20 protein-coding genes and 1 tRNA gene are annotated in these 17,966 nt (G+C 57.9%); 7 read left to right on the top strand and 14 right to left on the bottom strand.

Annotated elements, in window-relative coordinates; translation table 11 throughout:
* Window positions 1-86: 86 nt before the first annotated feature.
* Genes AB9K37_RS10850 through AB9K37_RS10840 form a run of 3 tightly spaced genes read left to right on the top strand, consistent with a single transcriptional unit; the run spans window position 87 to window position 2,045 of the window.
* Complete coding sequence (locus AB9K37_RS10850) at window positions 87-596, top strand: DUF3280 domain-containing protein (protein ID WP_369838344.1); 510 nt, start codon at window positions 87-89, stop codon at window positions 594-596.
* Window positions 593-1,135 carry an SRPBCC family protein gene (locus AB9K37_RS10845; protein ID WP_369838341.1) on the top strand — a complete coding sequence of 181 codons (543 nt, stop codon included), beginning with the start codon at window positions 593-595 and terminating at the stop codon, window positions 1,133-1,135. Before AB9K37_RS10850 ends, AB9K37_RS10845 begins: the two co-directional genes overlap by 4 nt.
* On the top strand, window positions 1,119-2,045 hold the full coding sequence (locus AB9K37_RS10840) for a YncE family protein (protein WP_369838338.1): 927 nt from the start codon (window positions 1,119-1,121) through the stop codon (window positions 2,043-2,045). Before AB9K37_RS10845 ends, AB9K37_RS10840 begins: the two co-directional genes overlap by 17 nt.
* Before the next feature lie 5 nt (window positions 2,046-2,050).
* On the opposite strand, the gene AB9K37_RS10835 is transcribed toward AB9K37_RS10840, so the two are convergent.
* The 7 genes from AB9K37_RS10835 to AB9K37_RS10805 all read right to left on the bottom strand — a co-directional run bounded on the left by AB9K37_RS10835 (window position 2,051) and on the right by AB9K37_RS10805 (window position 8,323).
* On the bottom strand, window positions 2,051-2,563 hold the full coding sequence (locus AB9K37_RS10835) for a PQQ-dependent catabolism-associated CXXCW motif protein (RefSeq protein WP_369838335.1): 513 nt from the start codon (window positions 2,561-2,563) through the stop codon (window positions 2,051-2,053).
* Between the two features lie 20 nt (window positions 2,564-2,583).
* Window positions 2,584-3,429, bottom strand: coding sequence for a substrate-binding domain-containing protein (locus tag AB9K37_RS10830; RefSeq protein WP_369838591.1), 846 nt, complete (start codon window positions 3,427-3,429; stop codon window positions 2,584-2,586).
* Window positions 3,410-3,859 (bottom strand): c-type cytochrome, methanol metabolism-related, encoded by a 450-nt coding sequence (locus AB9K37_RS10825; RefSeq protein ID WP_369838585.1) that lies wholly within the window; start codon window positions 3,857-3,859, stop codon window positions 3,410-3,412. The genes AB9K37_RS10830 and AB9K37_RS10825 overlap by 20 nt, the downstream gene beginning before the upstream one ends.
* 154 nt (window positions 3,860-4,013) lie before the next feature.
* A complete protein-coding gene (gene xoxF5 / locus AB9K37_RS10820) occupies window positions 4,014-5,816 on the bottom strand; it encodes a lanthanide-dependent methanol dehydrogenase XoxF5 (protein WP_369838332.1) in 1,803 nt (600 codons plus the stop codon).
* A gap of 141 nt (window positions 5,817-5,957) precedes the next feature.
* Complete coding sequence (locus AB9K37_RS10815; RefSeq protein WP_369838329.1) at window positions 5,958-6,341, bottom strand: cytochrome c family protein; 384 nt, start codon at window positions 6,339-6,341, stop codon at window positions 5,958-5,960.
* 12 nt (window positions 6,342-6,353) lie between these two features.
* Complete coding sequence (fghA, locus tag AB9K37_RS10810; protein WP_369838327.1) at window positions 6,354-7,178, bottom strand: S-formylglutathione hydrolase; 825 nt, start codon at window positions 7,176-7,178, stop codon at window positions 6,354-6,356.
* A 14-nt stretch (window positions 7,179-7,192) separates the two neighbouring features.
* Window positions 7,193-8,323: an S-(hydroxymethyl)glutathione dehydrogenase/class III alcohol dehydrogenase gene (locus tag AB9K37_RS10805; protein WP_369838324.1), complete on the bottom strand. Its 1,131-nt coding sequence runs from the start codon at window positions 8,321-8,323 to the stop codon at window positions 7,193-7,195.
* Window positions 8,324-8,487: 164 nt separating this feature from the next.
* Here AB9K37_RS10805 and AB9K37_RS10800 point away from each other — a divergent pair, with 164 nt between their 5' ends.
* Window positions 8,488-9,096 (top strand): hypothetical protein, encoded by a 609-nt coding sequence (locus AB9K37_RS10800; RefSeq protein ID WP_369838321.1) that lies wholly within the window; start codon window positions 8,488-8,490, stop codon window positions 9,094-9,096.
* Between the two features lies 1 nt (window position 9,097).
* Here AB9K37_RS10800 and AB9K37_RS10795 read toward each other — a convergent pair whose 3' ends face one another.
* Window positions 9,098-10,099: a quinoprotein relay system zinc metallohydrolase 2 gene (locus tag AB9K37_RS10795; protein ID WP_369838319.1), complete on the bottom strand. Its 1,002-nt coding sequence runs from the start codon at window positions 10,097-10,099 to the stop codon at window positions 9,098-9,100.
* A gap of 124 nt (window positions 10,100-10,223) precedes the next feature.
* Here AB9K37_RS10795 and AB9K37_RS10790 point away from each other — a divergent pair, with 124 nt between their 5' ends.
* The gene (locus AB9K37_RS10790; RefSeq protein ID WP_369838317.1) at window positions 10,224-11,012 is read left to right on the top strand and encodes a quinoprotein dehydrogenase-associated SoxYZ-like carrier; all 789 of its coding nucleotides are present in this window, start codon (window positions 10,224-10,226) and stop codon (window positions 11,010-11,012) included.
* On the opposite strand, the gene AB9K37_RS10785 is transcribed toward AB9K37_RS10790, so the two are convergent.
* From AB9K37_RS10785 to gfa, 6 genes are all read right to left on the bottom strand, one after another.
* Window positions 11,013-11,357 (bottom strand): hypothetical protein, encoded by a 345-nt coding sequence (locus AB9K37_RS10785; protein WP_369838315.1) that lies wholly within the window; start codon window positions 11,355-11,357, stop codon window positions 11,013-11,015.
* Window positions 11,354-12,019 carry a hypothetical protein gene (locus AB9K37_RS10780; RefSeq protein WP_369838312.1) on the bottom strand — a complete coding sequence of 222 codons (666 nt, stop codon included), beginning with the start codon at window positions 12,017-12,019 and terminating at the stop codon, window positions 11,354-11,356. Before AB9K37_RS10780 ends, AB9K37_RS10785 begins: the two co-directional genes overlap by 4 nt.
* Window positions 12,020-12,065: 46 nt before the next feature.
* A complete protein-coding gene (locus AB9K37_RS10775) occupies window positions 12,066-14,324 on the bottom strand; it encodes a PAS-domain containing protein (RefSeq protein WP_369838309.1) in 2,259 nt (752 codons plus the stop codon).
* Entirely contained in the window at window positions 14,321-15,478 is a 1,158-nt protein-coding gene (locus AB9K37_RS10770; protein ID WP_369838307.1) for an FIST N-terminal domain-containing protein, read from the bottom strand. The genes AB9K37_RS10775 and AB9K37_RS10770 overlap by 4 nt, the downstream gene beginning before the upstream one ends.
* A gap of 2 nt (window positions 15,479-15,480) precedes the next feature.
* A complete protein-coding gene (locus AB9K37_RS10765; RefSeq protein ID WP_369838304.1) occupies window positions 15,481-16,191 on the bottom strand; it encodes a response regulator in 711 nt (236 codons plus the stop codon).
* A 95-nt stretch (window positions 16,192-16,286) separates the two neighbouring features.
* Entirely contained in the window at window positions 16,287-16,931 is a 645-nt protein-coding gene (gfa, locus tag AB9K37_RS10760; RefSeq protein WP_369838301.1) for an S-(hydroxymethyl)glutathione synthase, read from the bottom strand.
* A gap of 242 nt (window positions 16,932-17,173) precedes the next feature.
* Between gfa and AB9K37_RS10755 the strand changes: the two genes are divergently transcribed.
* A tRNA-Asn gene (locus tag AB9K37_RS10755) sits at window positions 17,174-17,248 on the top strand.
* 249 nt (window positions 17,249-17,497) lie between these two features.
* Entirely contained in the window at window positions 17,498-17,845 is a 348-nt protein-coding gene (locus tag AB9K37_RS10750; protein WP_369838297.1) for an ABC transporter substrate-binding protein, read from the top strand.
* Window positions 17,846-17,966 lie beyond the last annotated feature (121 nt).

The following is a 17,966-nucleotide window of genomic DNA, read 5'->3' as shown; positions in this document are numbered from 1 at the left end:
ACAGCTTGTCAGAGCGGCGGCGCGGCTCGCTACCGATACTTTCGGAGCAATTGGCAGCAGCCCCCGTCCCGCGTGACGATGGCGGTATGCTACGGAACACCGCACTGATCCTGACAACCCTGCTCGGCTTTGGCTCTCCTGCCCAAAGCGCTGAGAGCGTGGCGTTTTTCGGGATCACCTTTCTGGACAGCTCTTTGCAGACTGCTGAACTAGGCCAAGACCCAGCAGAGATGGCGCGGATCGATATGCTCGAGGCGATGGTGCGCGAGCGCTTTGCCGAAAACGGGTACGACTTGGTCGATCTAGCCCCTGTGCAAGAGCAAATCGACGCCACCGTGAACCCCGCCAAGTGCTATGGCTGCGACACGCGCATGGCGACCAAGCTGGGGGCAGACTATTCCCTAGTCGGCGAGGTTCAGAAGGTCTCGAACCTGATCCTGAGCATGAATTTACAGATGCGCGATGCCGCGACGGGCAACATGGTCAAAGGCCGTGTGGTCGATATCCGGAACAACACGGATGAAAGCTGGCAGCGCGGCATGCGGTACATCCTGAAAACAACGTTCTTCACAGAAGACAGGGGAGGATCCCAATGAAACGACGCTTATTCCTTGGCGCGGTCGCCTTGGCTGCGCTGCCCGGGCTGGCCTATGCCCACGGGCCCACGCGGCAGAAGATCACGCTGTCCACCGAAGTCGCCGCAGAGCCCGCAGAGGTTTGGGCTGCGATCGGGAATTTCCAGGACATGGGGTGGCACCCTGCGGTGCATGCGACCACTGGGAACGGCGGCAACGAGATTGATGCCACGCGCCAATTGGTGCTTGGCGAAGAAGGCGGTCCGACGATCGACGAGATCCTGTACAAGTACGACGCCACCAAGATGAGCTATTCCTATCGGATCACCGACGTGAAGGTCGAGGTTCTGCCTGTCACCAACTACTCATCCCACCTGACGGTGACGCCCCGCGATGGCGGTGGCTCCAAGATCGAGTGGAAAGGGGCCTTCTACCGTGGGTACCCGAACAACGATCCGCCTGCCGAGTTAAACGACGAAGCCGCGATTGCCGCAGTCAGCGGGGTGTATCAGGCTGGTCTTGATGCCTTGGTCGAGAAATTTGGTGCGCCGGGTTCTTGAACTTGCGGCGGCGCTGGGATGCGCCGCCCTACCCGCGCTTGGGGATATCGCCTACATCACCTGTCAGAACGGCGAGGCGCTGAGTGTCTTTGATCTGGACGAAGGGCGCGAAATTGCGCGCTGGCCCCTGCCCGGTCAACCGGCGGGGATCGCTGTGTCTGGAGACGCCGTGTACACGGTTGCGCCCGAGGCCAAGACCGTCCGGCGTCACCACCCCGAAACCGGCGCGGTCCTGGCAGAGACAGTTCTGGACGGCGGGCCGACGGGGATCGCTTATGATCCTGCGCACGATCGGCTCTTTGTGTCCGACTGGTACAACGCCCGCATCTGGGTGCTATCTGGCCAAGATTTGAGCGTGTTGGACGCGCTGAAAACCGGCGCCGCGCCTGCAGGGTTGGATATCTCGGCGAACGGCAGGCTTCTGGCCAGTGCCGACCGCGATGGGGATCAGGTCTCTTTGTTTGACACAGACACACTCGAGGTCGTGGCCCGTGTCAAAACCGGCGTGCGTCCCTATGGTCTGCGGTTCCATGCAGACGGCCGGTTGTTCGTTGGGAATGTGGGAACGAACGATGTGAGCGTCATTGATCCAGAGGCTGGATTGGTGATTGCGACCATTCCAGTGGGAGAGCGGCCCTACGGGATCGCTTTTGCGGGCGCTGTCGGCTTCGCGACCAACCAATACGCCAACACGCTGAGCCTGTTTGACCTGCAAACACTGACCCCGCTGACCGAGATTGCCACAAACGAATACCCAGAGGGGATCGATACGACCTCTGACGGGGATATCGTGATTGCGAACTGGTTCGACAATACCATCCAAGTCATTGATCCAGAGAGCCAGAGCATCATTGCGACCTACCCGACAGCAGACGGGCCACGGGCGTTTGGCCGGTTTATCCGACCCTGAGCCCCTTACTCCTCGGCAAAGGGTTTGATTTGCTCGGTCGGCAGATCAAAGAACGTCCAGCCGTCGGTGCCATCGGGATACCAGCTGACATCCTTGTAGCCCAACTCCAGCGCACGGCGCGCAGCGTTGTAAGACATCCAGCACTCTTCTAGGCAAAAGAAGACCAGAGGATGCGCCTTGTCCCCACCGCTCGCGGCGTCCAATCCCGATAGGAAATAATCGAGCGTCACATCCGCCAGCGCGCCGTAACCAGTATTTGGCAGCCAGATCGCGCCGGGGATAGAGTGGCGGGGTTTGTCGCGCCAGATCGTGCCTTCTGGCAGATTGGCAGGCTTGGGCGCTTGGGGCAGCACATCGACAAAAGCCGCCTGCCCCTCACGCCAGAGCGCCTCGGCCTCTGGTGTCGTGATGACAGTCCCGCCAGAAAGCTCTGACGGAACTGCAGCCCGATACTGTTGGGTACGGTAGCCCTCGGGCTCGGCCACCTGCGCGAGGAGAGCCATGGGCAGGCAGGACATTAGAGCCGCCCATGGCCACCTCACTGGGGGAGTTCCAGCAAGGTCTGGCCCTGCGCATCCAGCAGGGGCACACCCGCCTCCATGAGAATGGCGTTGATCTCATCCTGATGACGACGAATGAGCGAGTTAAGCTTGCGCTGCCAGACCTTCTCTCCCTGACGGACGCCCATGGTGATGCGATAGAACATCTTGGGCGGCAGTGTTTCCCCCAACAGAGGCAGGACCGTCATGCCCGGATAGTCGGATTTCACCAACGGTCCGCCAAGCGGCCCCCACAGAATGGCGGCGTCAATCTCTTGGGCCTTAAGATCTTCGAGCATGTTGACCACGGGGCTCTCGTAGCGGCGGTCCACGGTCAGGTTATAGGGCTTGGCCTTGCCGATCAGGCCGTAGCGCGCCATGTGCGTGGCGGGCGGAGTGCCTGCCACAATACCGATCCGTTTGCCCTGCAGCGCGGGATCAGACAGCCCGCTGACGTTGGACAAGGCGCTATCCCGAGGCGCGACAAGAACAAACCCAGAGGTCATGTAATGGTTCGTGTTGAGAACCATCTCATGCCCCTGGGCATACCCGATCACCACATCGCACTTCGCCGCCTTGAGCGTATTGCGGATGAAACCCGTGGCCATCGGGTACCACTCGTACTCCACAGGTAAATCCAATTTTGACGCAAACAGCTCTGCCAGTCGGTTCTCGTATCCCCTGCCCTGATCGTCGGACATCGGCAGGTTGGCCGGATCTGCACACACACGGAACGCATGGTGCGACACCAGATCCGAGGTCTGCGCGGCGCCGCTGACGGGCAAGAGCCCGCAGAGCGCCACGGCCAGAACCTTGAGAGCAGATTTACGTTCCCATGCAGGCATTTTCAGCTTCGCGAATGTCATCGGATTTGGCTTCTTTGCTGCCGGGACGACCGCGAGGTACAGCTTCCATGCCGCGGGCTTTGAGGTAGACATAGATGTCATCCAGATAGCACATCACGTTCAGGTTGGTGCCAAAGGCAGGCATGACCGAGTTATCCGCCGCATCGACCCGCTGGCGTCCGTTCGTCGCCACATCGAGGAAGTCGTAGTAATCCATGTCCAGCGCGGATTTTTTCAGCGCGGGCGCGTAGGTCGATCCCTCGCCATCGGGGCCGTGGCAGACGTGGCATTCCGAGTGATAGCGGCGAAAGCCCGAGAATGTCAGCCAGTCAACCTTGCCATCGTCAGTGACGTTAAAGGTCGGAACGTCATCTTCTGTGAAATAGCGGCCATCTTCCTCGTAGGAGACGGCGATGTTCGGGTCGTCCATTGTGTAGCTGGATTCAGCCCATACACCGGACGCAACCATCAGACCGGTGGTCAGTGCCACCAGAGAAAAACCCTGTCGGATCATCATATTATCCTTAAGTTTTCGGGGGTTGGAGCCGGCCAAACGGCCGGCTCCCTTGGATCAAGCATGTCGCTTAGTCAGGCAGGGTGAACACAGTCAGCTGACCACCCAAAGCGGTGTAGTCGCTGAGCGCCGAGTAGCCGCCCACAGCCCCCAGACCGTCGTTCGGGTTGGTCAGACCAGCCGCAAGGCCAATGCCGGCCCATCCGCCGACACCCGACAGAACCGCGACGTACTGCTTGCCCGCCTGCTCATAGGTCATCACGTTGCCGATGATGCCCGAGGGGGTCTTGAAGCGGTACAGTTCTTCGCCGGTGTCAGCCGAAACGGCCTTCAGGTAACCTTCGAGTGTGCCGTAGAACACCACGTCACCCGCAGTTGCCAGAGCACCCGACCAGACCGAGAATTGCTCGGGGACGGACCACTTGATCTCGCCTGCGATGTTGTCCCACGCGATGAAGTTCCCCATGCCGCCATGGCTGTCCGGTGCGGGGTACATTGCAAGTGTCGCGCCCACATAGGGCTGACCTGCGGTGTAGCTCACGCGGAAGGGCTCGTAGTCCATGCAGACGTGGTTGGTCGGCACGTAGAACAGCTCTGTCTTGGGGCTGTAGGACGCAGGCTGCTGGTCTTTGGAGCCCAGAGCCGCCGGACAGATGCCGGTCGAATTCACGTCTTCGCCATTCTGCTCTGTCGAGTACTGGGCCACCACTGCGGGACGGCCGTAGGTCTCGGATGCAGGGTCCATGTCGACGCCGGTGGTCCAGTTCACGGCCGGATCGAACTTCTCTGCGGTGATCAGTTCGCCAGTCAGGCGGTCCAGCGTGTAACCCAGACCGTTCCGGTCAAAGTGGGTCAGAAGCTTGCGCACCTGGCCATCAATCTCTTGATCGGTCAGGATCATTTCGTTGATGCCGTCATAATCCCACTCGTCATGGGGAGTCATCTGGTAGACCCACTTGGCCATGCCGTCATCGGGGTCGCGTGCCATGATGGTCATCGACCAACGGTTATCACCAGGGCGCTGCGCCGGATTCCAAGTGGACGGGTTACCGGTGCCGTAGTAGATCAGATCAGCTTCGGCATCATAGGAATACCATCCCCATGTGGTGCCGCCACCGATCATCCACTGATCGCCTTCCCATGTGTTGGTGCCAGAGTCCGCGCCAACGGGTTGACCAAGATGGGTGGTGTTTTCCGGATCAAACAGGATGTCGCTGTCCGGACCCATCGAATAGGCGCGCCATGCGAGGCTGCCGTCTTCCATGTTGTAGGCCGTCACAGAGCCGCGCACACCGAATTCACCACCCGAGATGCCAACGATGACCTTGTCCTTGACCGGCATGACGGTCGCGGTGTTGGTCTCACCCTTGCTGGGATCGCCGTTCTTGACCGACCACAGCGCTTCGCCCGTGTTCGCGTCCAGAGCCACGACCGTGGTGTCTGCCTGATGCAAGAAAATCTTGCCATCCGCATAGGCCACGCCGCGGTTTACGGTGTCACAGCACATCACAGGGATCACGTTCGGATCCTGCTTGGGCTCGTACTTCCAGATGATTTTACCTTCCTGCGTCAGATCCAGAGCGTAGACCGTGTTCGGGAACGGCGTGTGGACATACATCACGTCTCCCACCACCAGTGGCGAGCCCTCGTGACCACGCAAAACGCCGGTCGAGAAGGTCCATGCAACCTGCATGTCCCCAACGTTGTCCGCGTTTATCTGATCCAGTTCCGAATATCGCTGGTTCTCGTAGTCGCCAGTCTGGATCGCCCACTGCGCGGGGTTGTCGATCTGGCTCTGTAGATCGGCATTCGCCAGCGCGCCTGTCGCCGAGCAAATCGCCAATACTGATGTTAAGTACTTAAGGCTTTTCATGTTTTCCTCCCTGATTGACGGGCCATCCCCGCCCTCTGGTCATCGGGCACACCTCTCCCGACTGGTGCCTGCGTCCAGCGACCTCTCCTCCCTCCGGGCGCAAGCTTCTTGTACTGGGGCCCTATGATCCCCATGGGTCTGTTACTTGGTAAACGTACCCAAATACGCGATCACGTCTGCGCGCTCTTTCTCTTTGCGCAGACCTGCAAAAGACATCTTTGTTCCCGACACATGCTCGCGCGGTTTGGCGAGGAATGCGTCCAGTTCTTCTACCGTCCAGGTCACCCCGGTCTCGGCAAACTCTTGCATCGCCGGAGAGTAGGAATACCCCTCCGAAACAGCGACCTCACTGCCAACAATGCCATTCAAAACAGGTCCGGTTTTCGCTTTGGCGTCCGCGCCGACGGCGTGGCAAGCCTGGCACTTCTTGAAGACCCGCTCGCCTTTGGCGGGGTCTCCTTCGGCCATGACCCCATTGGCCGGAACCGAGAGCAGAAGTACTGCGACAAAAACCCGTTTAAACATGAGTAGCTTCCTTTAATTCAGCCGTTCTGCATGCCATGCGACATGCTCGCCAGCGAATGTGCTGACGAAATAGTAGGAATGGTCGTAGCCCCGCTGCATGCGGAACTCACCCGGTTGGCGGCGGCGCGCCATCGCCGCAGACAGGCTTTCGGGCTTGAGCAGATCCAGAAACTGGTCCGAGGCCCCCTGATCAATCAGGATATCGCCCTTCCATCCATGCTCCTCGAGCAGGAGCGTGGCGTCGTAATTTGACCAAGTGGTCTCGTCATCTCCCAGATAGGCCGAGAGCTGTTTGCGGCCCCAATCCGAGCGGGTTGGGTTCGTGATCGGCGCAAAGGCCGTCAAGGAATGGTAGCGGTCCGGATTGCGGATCGCGATCGTCAGGGCACCATGGCCGCCCATTGAATGCCCTGTTATACCGTGACGGTCTGTCACCGGATACGTTCGCTCGACCAGTCCCCGAAGCTCATCTGTGACATAGTCATACATCTGAAAGTTAGCTTTCCACGGATCGCATACGGCGTTCACGTAGAAGCCTGCGCCCTGCCCCAAATCATAGGCTTCGTCATTCGCGATCTCGTCGCCGCGCGGCGAGGTATCGGGATAGACGATTGCCAAACCATGGTGGGCAGCGTGTTCCTGCAGGCCAGCCTTGCTCATGGCGTTTTCATGTGTGCAGGTCAGCCCCGATAGATACCAAAGCACCGGGACTGGACCTTCTTCGGCTTGCGGAGGCAAGTAGACCGCAAAGGTCATGTCGCACCCGCACGCGTCAGAGGGATGTTTCGCGACGATCTGGCGGCCGCCGAAGCTTCTATTTTCCGATACGACCTCCATCTCGTCCCCCAACCTTAGAACTTCACGACAGCGCGGATCGATTTGCCCGCGTGCATCAGTTCAAAGCCTTCGTTGATCTCGTCGAGGGTCAACTCGTGCGTGATCATGGGGTCGATCTCGATCTTGCCGTCCATGTACCAATCGACGAACTTGGGAACGTCGGTCCGGCCTTTGGCGCCACCGAATGCGGTCCCTTTCCAGACGCGGCCAGTGACCAGCTGGAACGGACGGGTGCTGATTTCGGCACCCGCCGGCGCAACGCCGATGATGACCGACACACCCCAACCGCGGTGCGAACATTCTAGCGCGTCACGCATGACTTTGACGTTGCCGGTTGCGTCGAACGAGTAGTCCACGCCGCCGATGACATCGTCGCCCTTTTTGGTTAGGTTGACGATTTCCTGCACGACCGAGCCTTCGATCTTGGACGGGTTCACAAAGTGGGTCATGCCGAACTTGCGGGCCATTTCCGCTTTGTCGTCGTTGAGATCGACACCGATAATCATGTCCGCACCCGCCATACGCAGGCCTTGGATCACGTTCAGACCGATGCCACCCAGACCGAACACAGCCGCGGTCGAGCCGATCTCGACGCCCGCAGTGTTGATCACTGCACCGATGCCGGTGGTGACGCCGCAGCCGATATAGCAGATCTTCTCGAACGGCGCGTCTTCACGAACTTTCGCCAGAGCAATCTCGGGCATGACAGTGTGGTTCGCAAAGGTCGAGCAGCCCATGTAGTGATAGATTGGGGTGCCATCCAACATCTTAAACCGAGTGGTTCCATCGGGCATCAGGCCCTGACCCTGAGTGTTGCGGATCGCAGTACACAGGTTGGTTTTGCCTGAACGGCAGCTGGGGCATTCGCGGCACTCAGGCGTATACAGCGGGATTACGTGGTCGCCGGGCTTCAGCGTGGTGACGCCTTCGCCGACTTCCAGAACCACACCGGCACCTTCGTGGCCGAGAATGCTGGGGAATAGACCTTCTGGGTCATCACCCGAGCGGGTGAATTCGTCGGTGTGACAAATGCCGGTCGCTTTAATCTCGACCAGAACCTCTCCCTTTTTGGGGCCCTCGAGTTCGACTTCCATAATTTCGAGGGGTTTGCCTGCCTCTAGGGCAACGGCGGCACGGGTTCGCATCCATAGTCTCCATGAATTTGAGTTAGTATTCCGCGGTACACACGGGTTGGTCCAAGTATGCTGAGCACTTTGCGTTTCACTCAATGCATACGATGGTTGGTGTCAGGTCTGCATAGACAGACAGACCCCAAGTAACACATATTCAATGCGCAGGGAGGTACCGCATGAAGATTTTATGTAATCTTTCTATGGCACTGGCTTTGTCAGTTGCGACAACTCATGTACAGGCAGCGGACTTTTCCGACCCGACTTGGCCGTGCATCCAGCGCAAGGTGGAACGGTTGTCTCTGGGTCTGATGTGGCCCGAGCCGAAGCAAAACATCAGCCTAAGCGATCCCCAGCAAGGCGCTGTCGAGGAGCTGGCATCGGCCCTTTCACTACAGCGTGTGGACATGGAGAACGCGCGCCAGATGATCTCTGACTTTGCGCAAACCCATGGAACCGAACGGGATTTGATGCAGGCGGTATTTTCCGAAGTCTTCGACACCATCAGCAAGCGACGCACACGTATCATCAGCGGCATTGGCAATGTGTCTACCGGTCAAATCGCCTTGGCCGAGCGGATTGACGAAGCACGATCCGAAATGGAACGGCTGATGGATATGCCAGAGCCTGACTACGACACCGTTGATGCATTGGAAGAACAAGTTGACTGGGATGACCGCATCTATCGGGAACGCCAGCAATCTGTCACGTACCTGTGCGAATCTCCAGTTCTCTTGGAAAAGCGCCTGTTTGCACTCGCGAGTCTTCTGCAGAACGCTGCGCTCTGACTTATTCCCACTCTAACTCGGTATACGTGACCGTCGCGTTCCGCGGGGTGTATGTGCTGCACAAGCGCCATTCCTTCGAGGCCTCGTGCGCGACTGTCATTGCGGCCTCGTCTAGACGGCTTCCTTTGTCCAGCGCGGCGCGGGTCTCGGCCTCCAAATCCGCCAGGTAGCGCTTCAGCGGTAGATCCTTTGGCGGCCACGCAAGAACCTCGCCGTGACCCGGCACCATCTGCGTGACCTGAAACGCAATCAGGTCATCCAGTACCGTTTGCCACCCCACGACCGAGCCATCAAGTGACGGACAATGGTCATCGAACAGCAAATCCCCAGCGAACAAGAGCTCTGCATCGGGCACATGCACGGTAAGATCCGTCTGCGTATGCGCAAGAGGCCACGCATTCAAAGTGACTTCACGCAGGCCTAAGTCGATACTCATCTCATCCGCGACTTCTATGTTCACGGCGGGTGCGATGGTGCCTTTGAAAAGTTCAGCGCCGACTTCCTGCTCCATGCGCAACAGATAGCTGCCCTGACGATCCGCCAGCGCGCGCGCCAATCCCTCGTGCCCGATCACGTCGGCGCCTGCTTCGGCGAAAACCGCAGCGCCAAGCACATGGTCCGGGTGCATATGCGTCAGGATCAGGTGCTGAACAGGTAATTCCGTGACTTTTCGCACCGCGCGCCACAGCGCTTCCCCGACCTGTCGCGTACTACCCGAATCGATCACAGCGACGGAGTCGCGACCTACGATCGCGCCCATATTGGCCACATCGCCCCTATTTTCCGGATTCGGCTCGGCTATTTCACCAATGTGAACATACACGCCAGGCGCAACCTCTGACAGATCCAGCGCCGGTCCAATGGGCTGACACGAGGCCTCGAGCCCGCCGTAATGATCCGCAGCAAGGCTTTGGCATTCTGGCAAAGTTTCCGCCTCAAAGCCCGGCACCAGTTGTGCATGACAGGTTCCTGCCACACACACCGTCGCGATCAATTCGAACATCACGGCCTCCCATCCAATTTGCCTCAAGGGTTGGGGGCCAGCTCCCTGCGGACCACACAGACTTTCGGCGGTATGAGAAACGCGTTGCTGATCTGGCATACTTCGCCCTCAAGGAGGAGCCCAAATGATCACACGCTGCCTTGTTGCTGCGCTGGCTTTGTCCATCGCGCTACCTGCCTTTGGCGAGACCGCGCCTATGAAAGACAGTCCCACATGGGACGCGTTACAGGCCGACGTTATCGGCGAACTCACACCCATTCCCGCAACGGGCATGTTCAAGATCGAGGCCCCGAAACGCGCCCAAGACGCCGGCACCGTCCCGATCCGGATCATCCAGACCGATCCCGCCATGGCCGTCACAGCGGCCACCGTCGTCATTGACGAAAACCCGGCGCCAGTGGCAGGCACTTTCAACTTCGGGCCGGAAATGCTGCCGCTTGATTTTGAATTGCGGGTACGTGTGAACGCCTACTCGAACGTCCGAGTTCTGGCCAAAACGCCAAATGGTCTGGCGATGGATGGCGGATTTGTCAAAGCGTCGGGCGGCTGCTCTGCCCCAGCCACCCGCGATCCGGAGATGGCCAAAGCTGACATGGGCAAGATGAAACTGCGCCAGTTCGCACCCCAAGACCACAATCGCCGTGAAGCGCAGATCATGATCCGGCATCCGAATTATTCGGGACTTCAGCGCGACCAGTTGACCCAGCTATTCATTCCCGCTCACTTCCTGAGCGAGATTGAGGTGCTTCAGGGGGACGCGGTTCTCTTTACGATGGAAGGCGGTATTTCGATCAGCGAAAACCCGGTGTTCCGGTTCACCTACACCGACACCGGGGCCGACGATCTGATCGTCCAGGCCACCGATACCGAAGGCAACATCTGGCGAAACGTACTGCCCAAATCGGGCAGTTGATCAAAAGCAAATCACCTCGGCTTCGGCCTGCGCCCGCCGCAGGTCGGCCACCAGCGCCGAAGCGGAGGCCGCGCTTTGAAAGATTGCCATGCGCTCGCCGCCTGTGCGTCGCATAGACAGCACCGTCTCTGCCTCAACATATTTTTCATAAGGCAAGATCGTCGCGATCTCGTCGATGGAACACGCGCACTTTTCAAGAGACTGTCGGGTCTGGCCATTGCTCGCCATACAGGCGAACACATAGTCCGCCCGCGCAGCTGTCGGGTAATCATTGAATTGCTGCGCAACACTCTGCCCATAAGCAGGAAGCGTGGACAGAGCCAGTAAGATCGCCGGTAATTTCATTGCGTGGCCTCTACAGTAACGAAGCGGGTTTCGGATCTGTAGCCCACAGTGCTCTCTGCTGGGGTCACCGCCGTCAGCGACAGATACCATCCGGGCACTGAGTCCGACATGGCGACGGTCAGTTCCAAATCCTCAAACCCATGCATCCGGTCGCGGTTTGGGTCATCGGCAAAGGGGCGCAGCACGACGATTTTTACAGGTATATCCGTGCCCTCTAGGTCAGCCTCACCCTCTGTGATCTCTGCCGCGCTGACCAACGCCTCTTTCAAGCGGTTCCTGATATAGAACGGGCTACCACCGGACGTTTCGGCCATGTCACGCGCGACCGTTTCGGCAAAATACATAATCATCGGGTTTCCGATACTGGCAGGAAAGCTTCCTAGATTGCGATGCATGTCATCTTGGCGAAACTCGAGGTTCGCCATCAGCGCGTCGCCTTGTTCGAGCGACAGAACAACATCGCCGGTGTCTCGGGTGGCCGCATCAGGCAGTGCTTTGTTGGTGACGTCTCGGCGGTAAACCAACTTTTCACCTGTCTCGATCTGCGCCAATGTCCCCGTTTTGAATAGTGTCTCGTAAAGGGCATTACCCTCTAGAACAGCACCATGAACAGGCGCGCCCACGGCGCACACCAAGGCCAAAGATAGCAATGTTTTCCGCATGATAAACTCCTCCCCGAGGATCAGCCTAACCGCTCGGCAATGGCAGTCATTGCCGACTTTCGTCTGTGCCGGCGGCGACCAAAGGTTCCACCGGATCACGGGTCAACCATTCGATCAGAGGCCGCAGTTTTCGCAGGCGCACCGGCTTGGTCAGAACCGGTATTTGGTGCTCTGACCCGATCTTTAGTAAATGATCACCACGATCCGCAGTGATCATGATCGCGGGCACGTTCATGGCTGTCAGTTGCCGCACCGCGCGGATTGCGTTGATCCCAGTATCCGTCATTCCGAGTTGATAATCCGCCAAGATGATGTCCGGCGGGATGCCCATGTCGCGCACATGACGCAGCGCCTCTGATGTCGAACTGGCCCCCAGAACCGACGCACCCCACTGTTCTAGCTTCTTGACCATGGCGAACTGGACCGAAGGATCATCTTCGACAACCAGAACAATCAAATCCATCGTGCTGGATTCATTGATATTTACCGGAACGCGTTCTTCGATCTGTTCGGGTCGAACAGCCACGCGATCCATAGCTATCGAAAATACAGAACCCACGCCGGGTTTCGATTTCACCCAGACTTGGTGGCCCATGTGGCGGCAGGTGCGTTCGACAATCGACAACCCAAGTCCGACACCAGAGCCGATCGGAACATTCCCAGCGCGGGTAAACTCTTCGAAAACTCTGGACTGATCCTTCAGCGTGATACCGATGCCCGTATCCCAAACTTCAAGAACCACTTTATTCCCATGCCGACGGCACCCAACCAGAACGCGCCCCCCCTCGGGGGTGTACTGGATCGCGTTCACCACGAGGTTTTGTATAGACCGCAACAGGTAAACCGGATCGGACCGGACAAAGACCATCGCAGGCACTACATCCAGTCGCACACCCTTGTCTTCGGCGACGCGCATCTGGTCTTCGTAGACACCTTGCATCAACGTCCCGAGGCACACATTCGACGGCTGCAACGCGCTGGCATCGGCACTATCCAGCCGCGAGATATCAAGCAGTGCATGAAGGAGCTGTTCGGTCGAGCTAAAGGACGACTGGAGCCGTTTGACCATTGGATGCACAGGGTCGCCTTTGGTCTCTTCTTTGATCGTCGAAATCAGGAGCTTGGCCGCATTGATTGGTTGCAACAGGTCATGGCTGGCCGCCGCCAAGAAACGGGTTTTCGACGATACCGCTGCCTCTGCCGCCTCTTTGGCGACACGTAATTTCTCTTCGACGCGGGCCTTCTCTTCGTATTGTTCGCGTAGACGGACATTGGCTTCGGTGAGTTCACCAGTGCGCTCTGCCACGCGGTTTTCGAGCATCTCGGCAGTGCGGATCTCGGCTGACACGTCTCCCAGATCGACCACAAAACCGCCATCAGGCAAGACGTGCGAGTGCATATCCAAGATGCGCCCGTTTGCATGGCGAAGACGTGATCGGAACCGCCCCTGTTTGCGCAATCGCTCCATCCAGAACGGCACATCAAAAGCGTCCTCGTCTTCAAACACCGCATGCGATTTCACATGTCGGACAATGAGGTCCAATTCGGAGCCTGTCTGAAGTAGCGTGTAGGGCAGGCCCAAGAGCTGACGGAACCGCTGGTTGTACATTTTGACCCGCCCATCCGCATCAAAGGTACAAACGCCGGAAGTCATATTCTGAAACACCGCCTGCAAATAATTTGCCTGACGGTCGATCAGGTTTTCCTTCTCGCTGCGGTTCTGGCGCACAATCCGGCTAATGTCGGTCAACAGGATGACGATGTTGTCTTCACTTGTGCGCTGAAGATTTACTTGGAAGAAACGATCCCCCACCAGCTCGGCGACGACTGCATTCACCGCAGCTCCGACGGCTGAGCGGCGCACTTGCGCCAGTGCCCCAAAAAGACGCCCGTCCGTGCCAACCAGATGTTCGCTCGACAGCATCGCCTCGATATAGGCGTCGATTTCCAGACCGGGTTGAATGCGCCCCGAGATATCGGGCAGCACCATCTGAAAAAGTTCATTGCTGACTTCCAACCGGCACCGGTTAAAAAGCGCAAAGCCCCCTTCCATCGCGGCAAGCGCACTGGTCAGGTTCTTGCGCGTGCGCTCTCTCTCGATGCGAACATTTGCCAATTCAGACGTAGTACGTGCCAGATCCCGCGACTGTTCGTGCATTTTGTCTTGCATCGCGACCGCCGATTGAAATGTCGCATAGGCCGAGTTCCCCAGTTCGTGCTGGTGGTTCATCCGGCGAATAAGCGCATCGATAATCTTGGCCTGTTTGCGGATTTGTTCCTGCGGGCTGTCGGCGGGATTGATCAATGCAGATCCTCCGGCGTGTGCTCGAAAAACGCAACGCCTACAAAGGTTTGGTTCACGTGGACCCCGCAGTGCTGTTCGCCATATGTGTTGAAGCCAAGCACGTTGTATTTGCGAAACACCGCAGAAACGTCGTCCAGCATCCCCTTCTGGGTAAATTCCAGTTTGCGCAGGATGCAGTCAAACCCAAGGATAAAGTCTGGCGGTTGATCCGCGCTGCCCTTCAGCCCCAGACCAGTCTCCAGCGCATTGATGATCTCTGTTCCAGTCCCCAGGGTCAGCAGCAGGCCATCGTCAATCGCCCCCATAAACGAGAGCCCGTGATTATCCTCGACCGAATGGATCGCCCGCACGTGGAAATTCGCGTTCTGTCGGACGAGCACGGGATTCTCGGCAAAGACCTCGGGAGAGAGATCCTCCACCGCAACACCAATCTTGCGCGCGTACTCCAAAGCTGCCGGGGCACCGTTCAACTCCAGCACGACCCGCTCTTCGGGCAAAGCGTCAGTCACCACCATCAAGGTATCTGTCGGCCGGAAATGGTCGAACCCGACGCCAGAAAAATCCAGTGCCGTTTCAATCAGGAGCATGAGCGCTGCGCCAGAATGAAACCGCCCTCCATGAAGAACATAGGTTTCTTGAAACTTCAGCCCATCCCCCGCAGAGCCCCCATAAACCGGGATTTCCCCGAGGCAGAGCTGTAAGGTCGAGACAAGCAAATCCTCTTGTTTCGACACGCCATCACACAAAACCAAACCCAACCTGCGCCATCCTGCAGTTCGCTGGAACTGGGTTTTGAGGCGATCGACCTTTTGACTCATTTCGCGCATCGGGAAGTCGCGAAGGTGCTCGACAAACATCGAGGCACAGCGGAAGTACCGCCGTGGAAACGCGATCAGCATCAGGGACTCGGTGTCATACCCATGGGGCGTAATCTGGCCCGCTGTCGTGCACCCGAACACCGGAACGCCCCCCATCTGCCGATCAAGCTCACTCGCCAGCACCTCTCGGTCCAGATGATCCGGCACAAAGGCCATGACAAAGCACGTTGCGCGCCGGTCCACCTGCGCGACAGCTTCGGTCACAGCCTCGGTCGCGGTGGAGGCTCGGGATAGGGCCACACGCACGAACCGTGCTGTGTTTCCTTGATCCAGCATGATTAATGGGTCAGGAATGCAAGCGCGTCAGGGTCTGAAGACTGCCCCGCCGCCAGAGAGCTTTCCATCATCATTGCTGCCTGAGTCCGGTTCTGCACCCCAAGCCGCCGAAGCAACGCCGTGATATGGGCTTTGACCGTCGCCTCTGCGAGACACAGTTCATAAGCGATCTGTTTGTTTGCTTTGCCAGAACAGATCAGCCGCATGATCTTTTGCTGTTGCGGGGTGAGTTCATCCAATTTGGTTCCGGTCACCCGCTCGGGCTCTTCGTTTGCGGTGGACTGCTGATATGCGGTGGGCAGGTATCTTTCGCCTGCCAAGACGGTGCTCACCACCTCGCGCAAAATCTCAGAGCATGCATCTTTGGGCAGGAATCCCGCCGCGCCCTTTGCCATCAATGCATGAACGACGTCATTTGACGTAAGCGAAGAAATCACGAGAATTGGCAGGTCCGGCATACGCTCTCGCAATGAAAGGAACCCAGAGATACCAAGCACATCTGGCAATTTCAGATCGAACATCACGAGGTCTGGCTGGCATCCGTCATCAAGCGCTTTCAAAGCGGCCCGCAAAGACCGCGCCGACGTAACCTCGCACTCCGGGTTCTCGCTCCGCAGAGCCGCCGTCAACGCGTCGCTGTAAAGTGGATGATCGTCTACAATCAGGACAGAACACATCTGCCCAGTCGACTCCGCCGCTGGTTCCTGAATCATTGTAATTTCCTCCCTGACAGGAAGCGTACCCGATGATTCTAGAAAAGCACCATAAAAATAGGCAGGACTATTCGGATTTCACTTGGCCCAAGCGGTTATCCGACAGCCACTTCGGCCGAATCCCGCCTACCATGTGACCGGCTGCGAAAGTATGCATGATGCGAAATAACATCCATGAGGTCAGGCGACAGGCAATCGTAGGGCTCCAATCCCAAGGCGCGCAACTGCGCTCGCAAGTAGGACATTTGGTCAGCGGGAAAGCCTGTCTCAAGGACAGAGCTCACATAGGCCGCAAAGGTCGGTCCCGCCCAACCTTTCTCTTCGGACAGTTCTGTATGAATGAAGTCGAGCCCATAAAAACTGTGCGTATTGGATTCGATCCGACCGACCATATGCACCCCGCAGTCACGACAGGCATAACGGCGGATCATAGAGGACGGATCGACCAAACCCAGTTTGTCACCATTCTCGATTACTGCCACAGCCTCTTGCGGGACCACAGCAATTTGCGAGAACAGTGCGCCATCAGGCTTCCAGCACTGGCTGCAACCGCATAGGTGGTTGTGCTGAACCTGTGTCGTCACTCGGACGACAATCGGGCTGATTTGGCAGTGACATTTCAGGTGACCCCCACCGAACTCGCCTTCGTGTTTCACATCACGCTTTGCAGCGCTTGGGTGGATCACCCTGTTTTGACCGTCAAACCCACGAAGCACACTGTCCCAGTCATACCGTCCCATCTCTGTCTCCTGCATTGATCCGGGTCGCCAATGCAGAGTGCGGCGCTCTGACATGTCAAACAATTCAGCATTAAGTATCGGCCCGCTAAGTCTGGCCAGTTTCTGAAAGTTGATCGAAGATGCGCAGCGACTGTTTTCCAAGAATCGTCATGGCCTTAGGAGCGCTGAAAATCATTTTCAGGTTTTTTGGAATTTCCGCTTGCGCCCAAAGAATGCTCTTATTATAGAACGCCCTACAGTGTTCCGGCGTAGCTCAGCGGTAGAGCAGTTGACTGTTAATCAATTGGTCGTAGGTTCGATCCCTACCGCCGGAGCCACTGAAAAATCCCCATAAAGCATCGAGTTACCTTGCACCCACGGTAAACGGCATTGCCGTCATTTGGCCTATCGCTGGTATGTATGGTCGCGCCGCGCTGCGTTCCCACCGAAACCGGCAGGTCCGCTTTTTCACCTCATCACAGAGTTTTTGCTTGCGCCTTCGTCAGACCTAGTATTTTTGTCGGAAATTAAAGCTGACTGTTATGATCAACTTTGCGATTGAATCCCTGACCCTCAAGGAGCTTTGGATGAAACCCCTTTTTGCCGCTCTTGCCTTAACCGCCATTCCCGTCACTGCCCTCGCCGAAACCGTGACCGTCGAGACGGCAACCGGTCCACAATCCGCGCCCCTGAACCCTGCCACAGTGGTTGCGCTGGACTTGTCAGCCATCGACACCCTGAATGCACTTGGTGTTGAGATTGCAGGCATTCCGGACATCACGCCGCCCGCCTATCTGGCCAAGGCAACGCAAGATGTGCCCACAGTCGGCTCCCTGTTCGAGCCTGATTTTGAAGCGCTCGCCGTGATGGCACCCGATCTTGTAATCGCAGGCGGGCGCTCGCAGCCCAAGGTGCAGGTGTCAACGGCGGAGTAAAATTCGGCCATTGTGGCGGAGCAAAAGTCGGCCAGTTTGGGGCGAGCGCCTTGGAGCGTGCGGCCCTCATATAGCAAGCCCGGTCCAAGGCGCATTGGCCGTCAGGCCAATTCTGTGAGGT

It is taken from the genome of Donghicola sp. XS_ASV15, from assembly GCF_041224595.1.
Taxonomy (GTDB): domain Bacteria; phylum Pseudomonadota; class Alphaproteobacteria; order Rhodobacterales; family Rhodobacteraceae; genus Donghicola.
The sequence above is the reverse complement of the archived record's forward strand: the minus strand, read 5'-3'. Positions and strand labels throughout refer to the sequence as shown.

Coding starts and splice junctions, on each gene's coding strand:
- AB9K37_RS10850 (WP_369838344.1), top strand. CDS start 87: ATGCTACGGAACACCGCACTGATCCTGACAACCCTGCTCGGCTTTGGC.
- AB9K37_RS10765 (WP_369838304.1), bottom strand. CDS start 16,191: ATGATTCAGGAACCAGCGGCGGAGTCGACTGGGCAGATGTGTTCTGTC.
- AB9K37_RS10800 (WP_369838321.1), top strand. CDS start 8,488: ATGAAGATTTTATGTAATCTTTCTATGGCACTGGCTTTGTCAGTTGCG.
- AB9K37_RS10770 (WP_369838307.1), bottom strand. CDS start 15,478: ATGCTGGATCAAGGAAACACAGCACGGTTCGTGCGTGTGGCCCTATCC.
- gfa (WP_369838301.1), bottom strand. CDS start 16,931: ATGGGACGGTATGACTGGGACAGTGTGCTTCGTGGGTTTGACGGTCAA.
- AB9K37_RS10795 (WP_369838319.1), bottom strand. CDS start 10,099: ATGTTCGAATTGATCGCGACGGTGTGTGTGGCAGGAACCTGTCATGCA.
- AB9K37_RS10790 (WP_369838317.1), top strand. CDS start 10,224: ATGATCACACGCTGCCTTGTTGCTGCGCTGGCTTTGTCCATCGCGCTA.
- xoxF5 (WP_369838332.1), bottom strand. CDS start 5,816: ATGAAAAGCCTTAAGTACTTAACATCAGTATTGGCGATTTGCTCGGCG.
- AB9K37_RS10805 (WP_369838324.1), bottom strand. CDS start 8,323: ATGCGAACCCGTGCCGCCGTTGCCCTAGAGGCAGGCAAACCCCTCGAA.
- fghA (WP_369838327.1), bottom strand. CDS start 7,178: ATGGAGGTCGTATCGGAAAATAGAAGCTTCGGCGGCCGCCAGATCGTC.
- AB9K37_RS10825 (WP_369838585.1), bottom strand. CDS start 3,859: ATGGACGACCCGAACATCGCCGTCTCCTACGAGGAAGATGGCCGCTAT.
- AB9K37_RS10835 (WP_369838335.1), bottom strand. CDS start 2,563: ATGTCCTGCCTGCCCATGGCTCTCCTCGCGCAGGTGGCCGAGCCCGAG.
- AB9K37_RS10845 (WP_369838341.1), top strand. CDS start 593: ATGAAACGACGCTTATTCCTTGGCGCGGTCGCCTTGGCTGCGCTGCCC.
- AB9K37_RS10750 (WP_369838297.1), top strand. CDS start 17,498: ATGAAACCCCTTTTTGCCGCTCTTGCCTTAACCGCCATTCCCGTCACT.
- AB9K37_RS10830 (WP_369838591.1), bottom strand. CDS start 3,429: ATGCCTGCATGGGAACGTAAATCTGCTCTCAAGGTTCTGGCCGTGGCG.
- AB9K37_RS10815 (WP_369838329.1), bottom strand. CDS start 6,341: ATGTTTAAACGGGTTTTTGTCGCAGTACTTCTGCTCTCGGTTCCGGCC.
- AB9K37_RS10780 (WP_369838312.1), bottom strand. CDS start 12,019: ATGCGGAAAACATTGCTATCTTTGGCCTTGGTGTGCGCCGTGGGCGCG.
- AB9K37_RS10785 (WP_369838315.1), bottom strand. CDS start 11,357: ATGAAATTACCGGCGATCTTACTGGCTCTGTCCACGCTTCCTGCTTAT.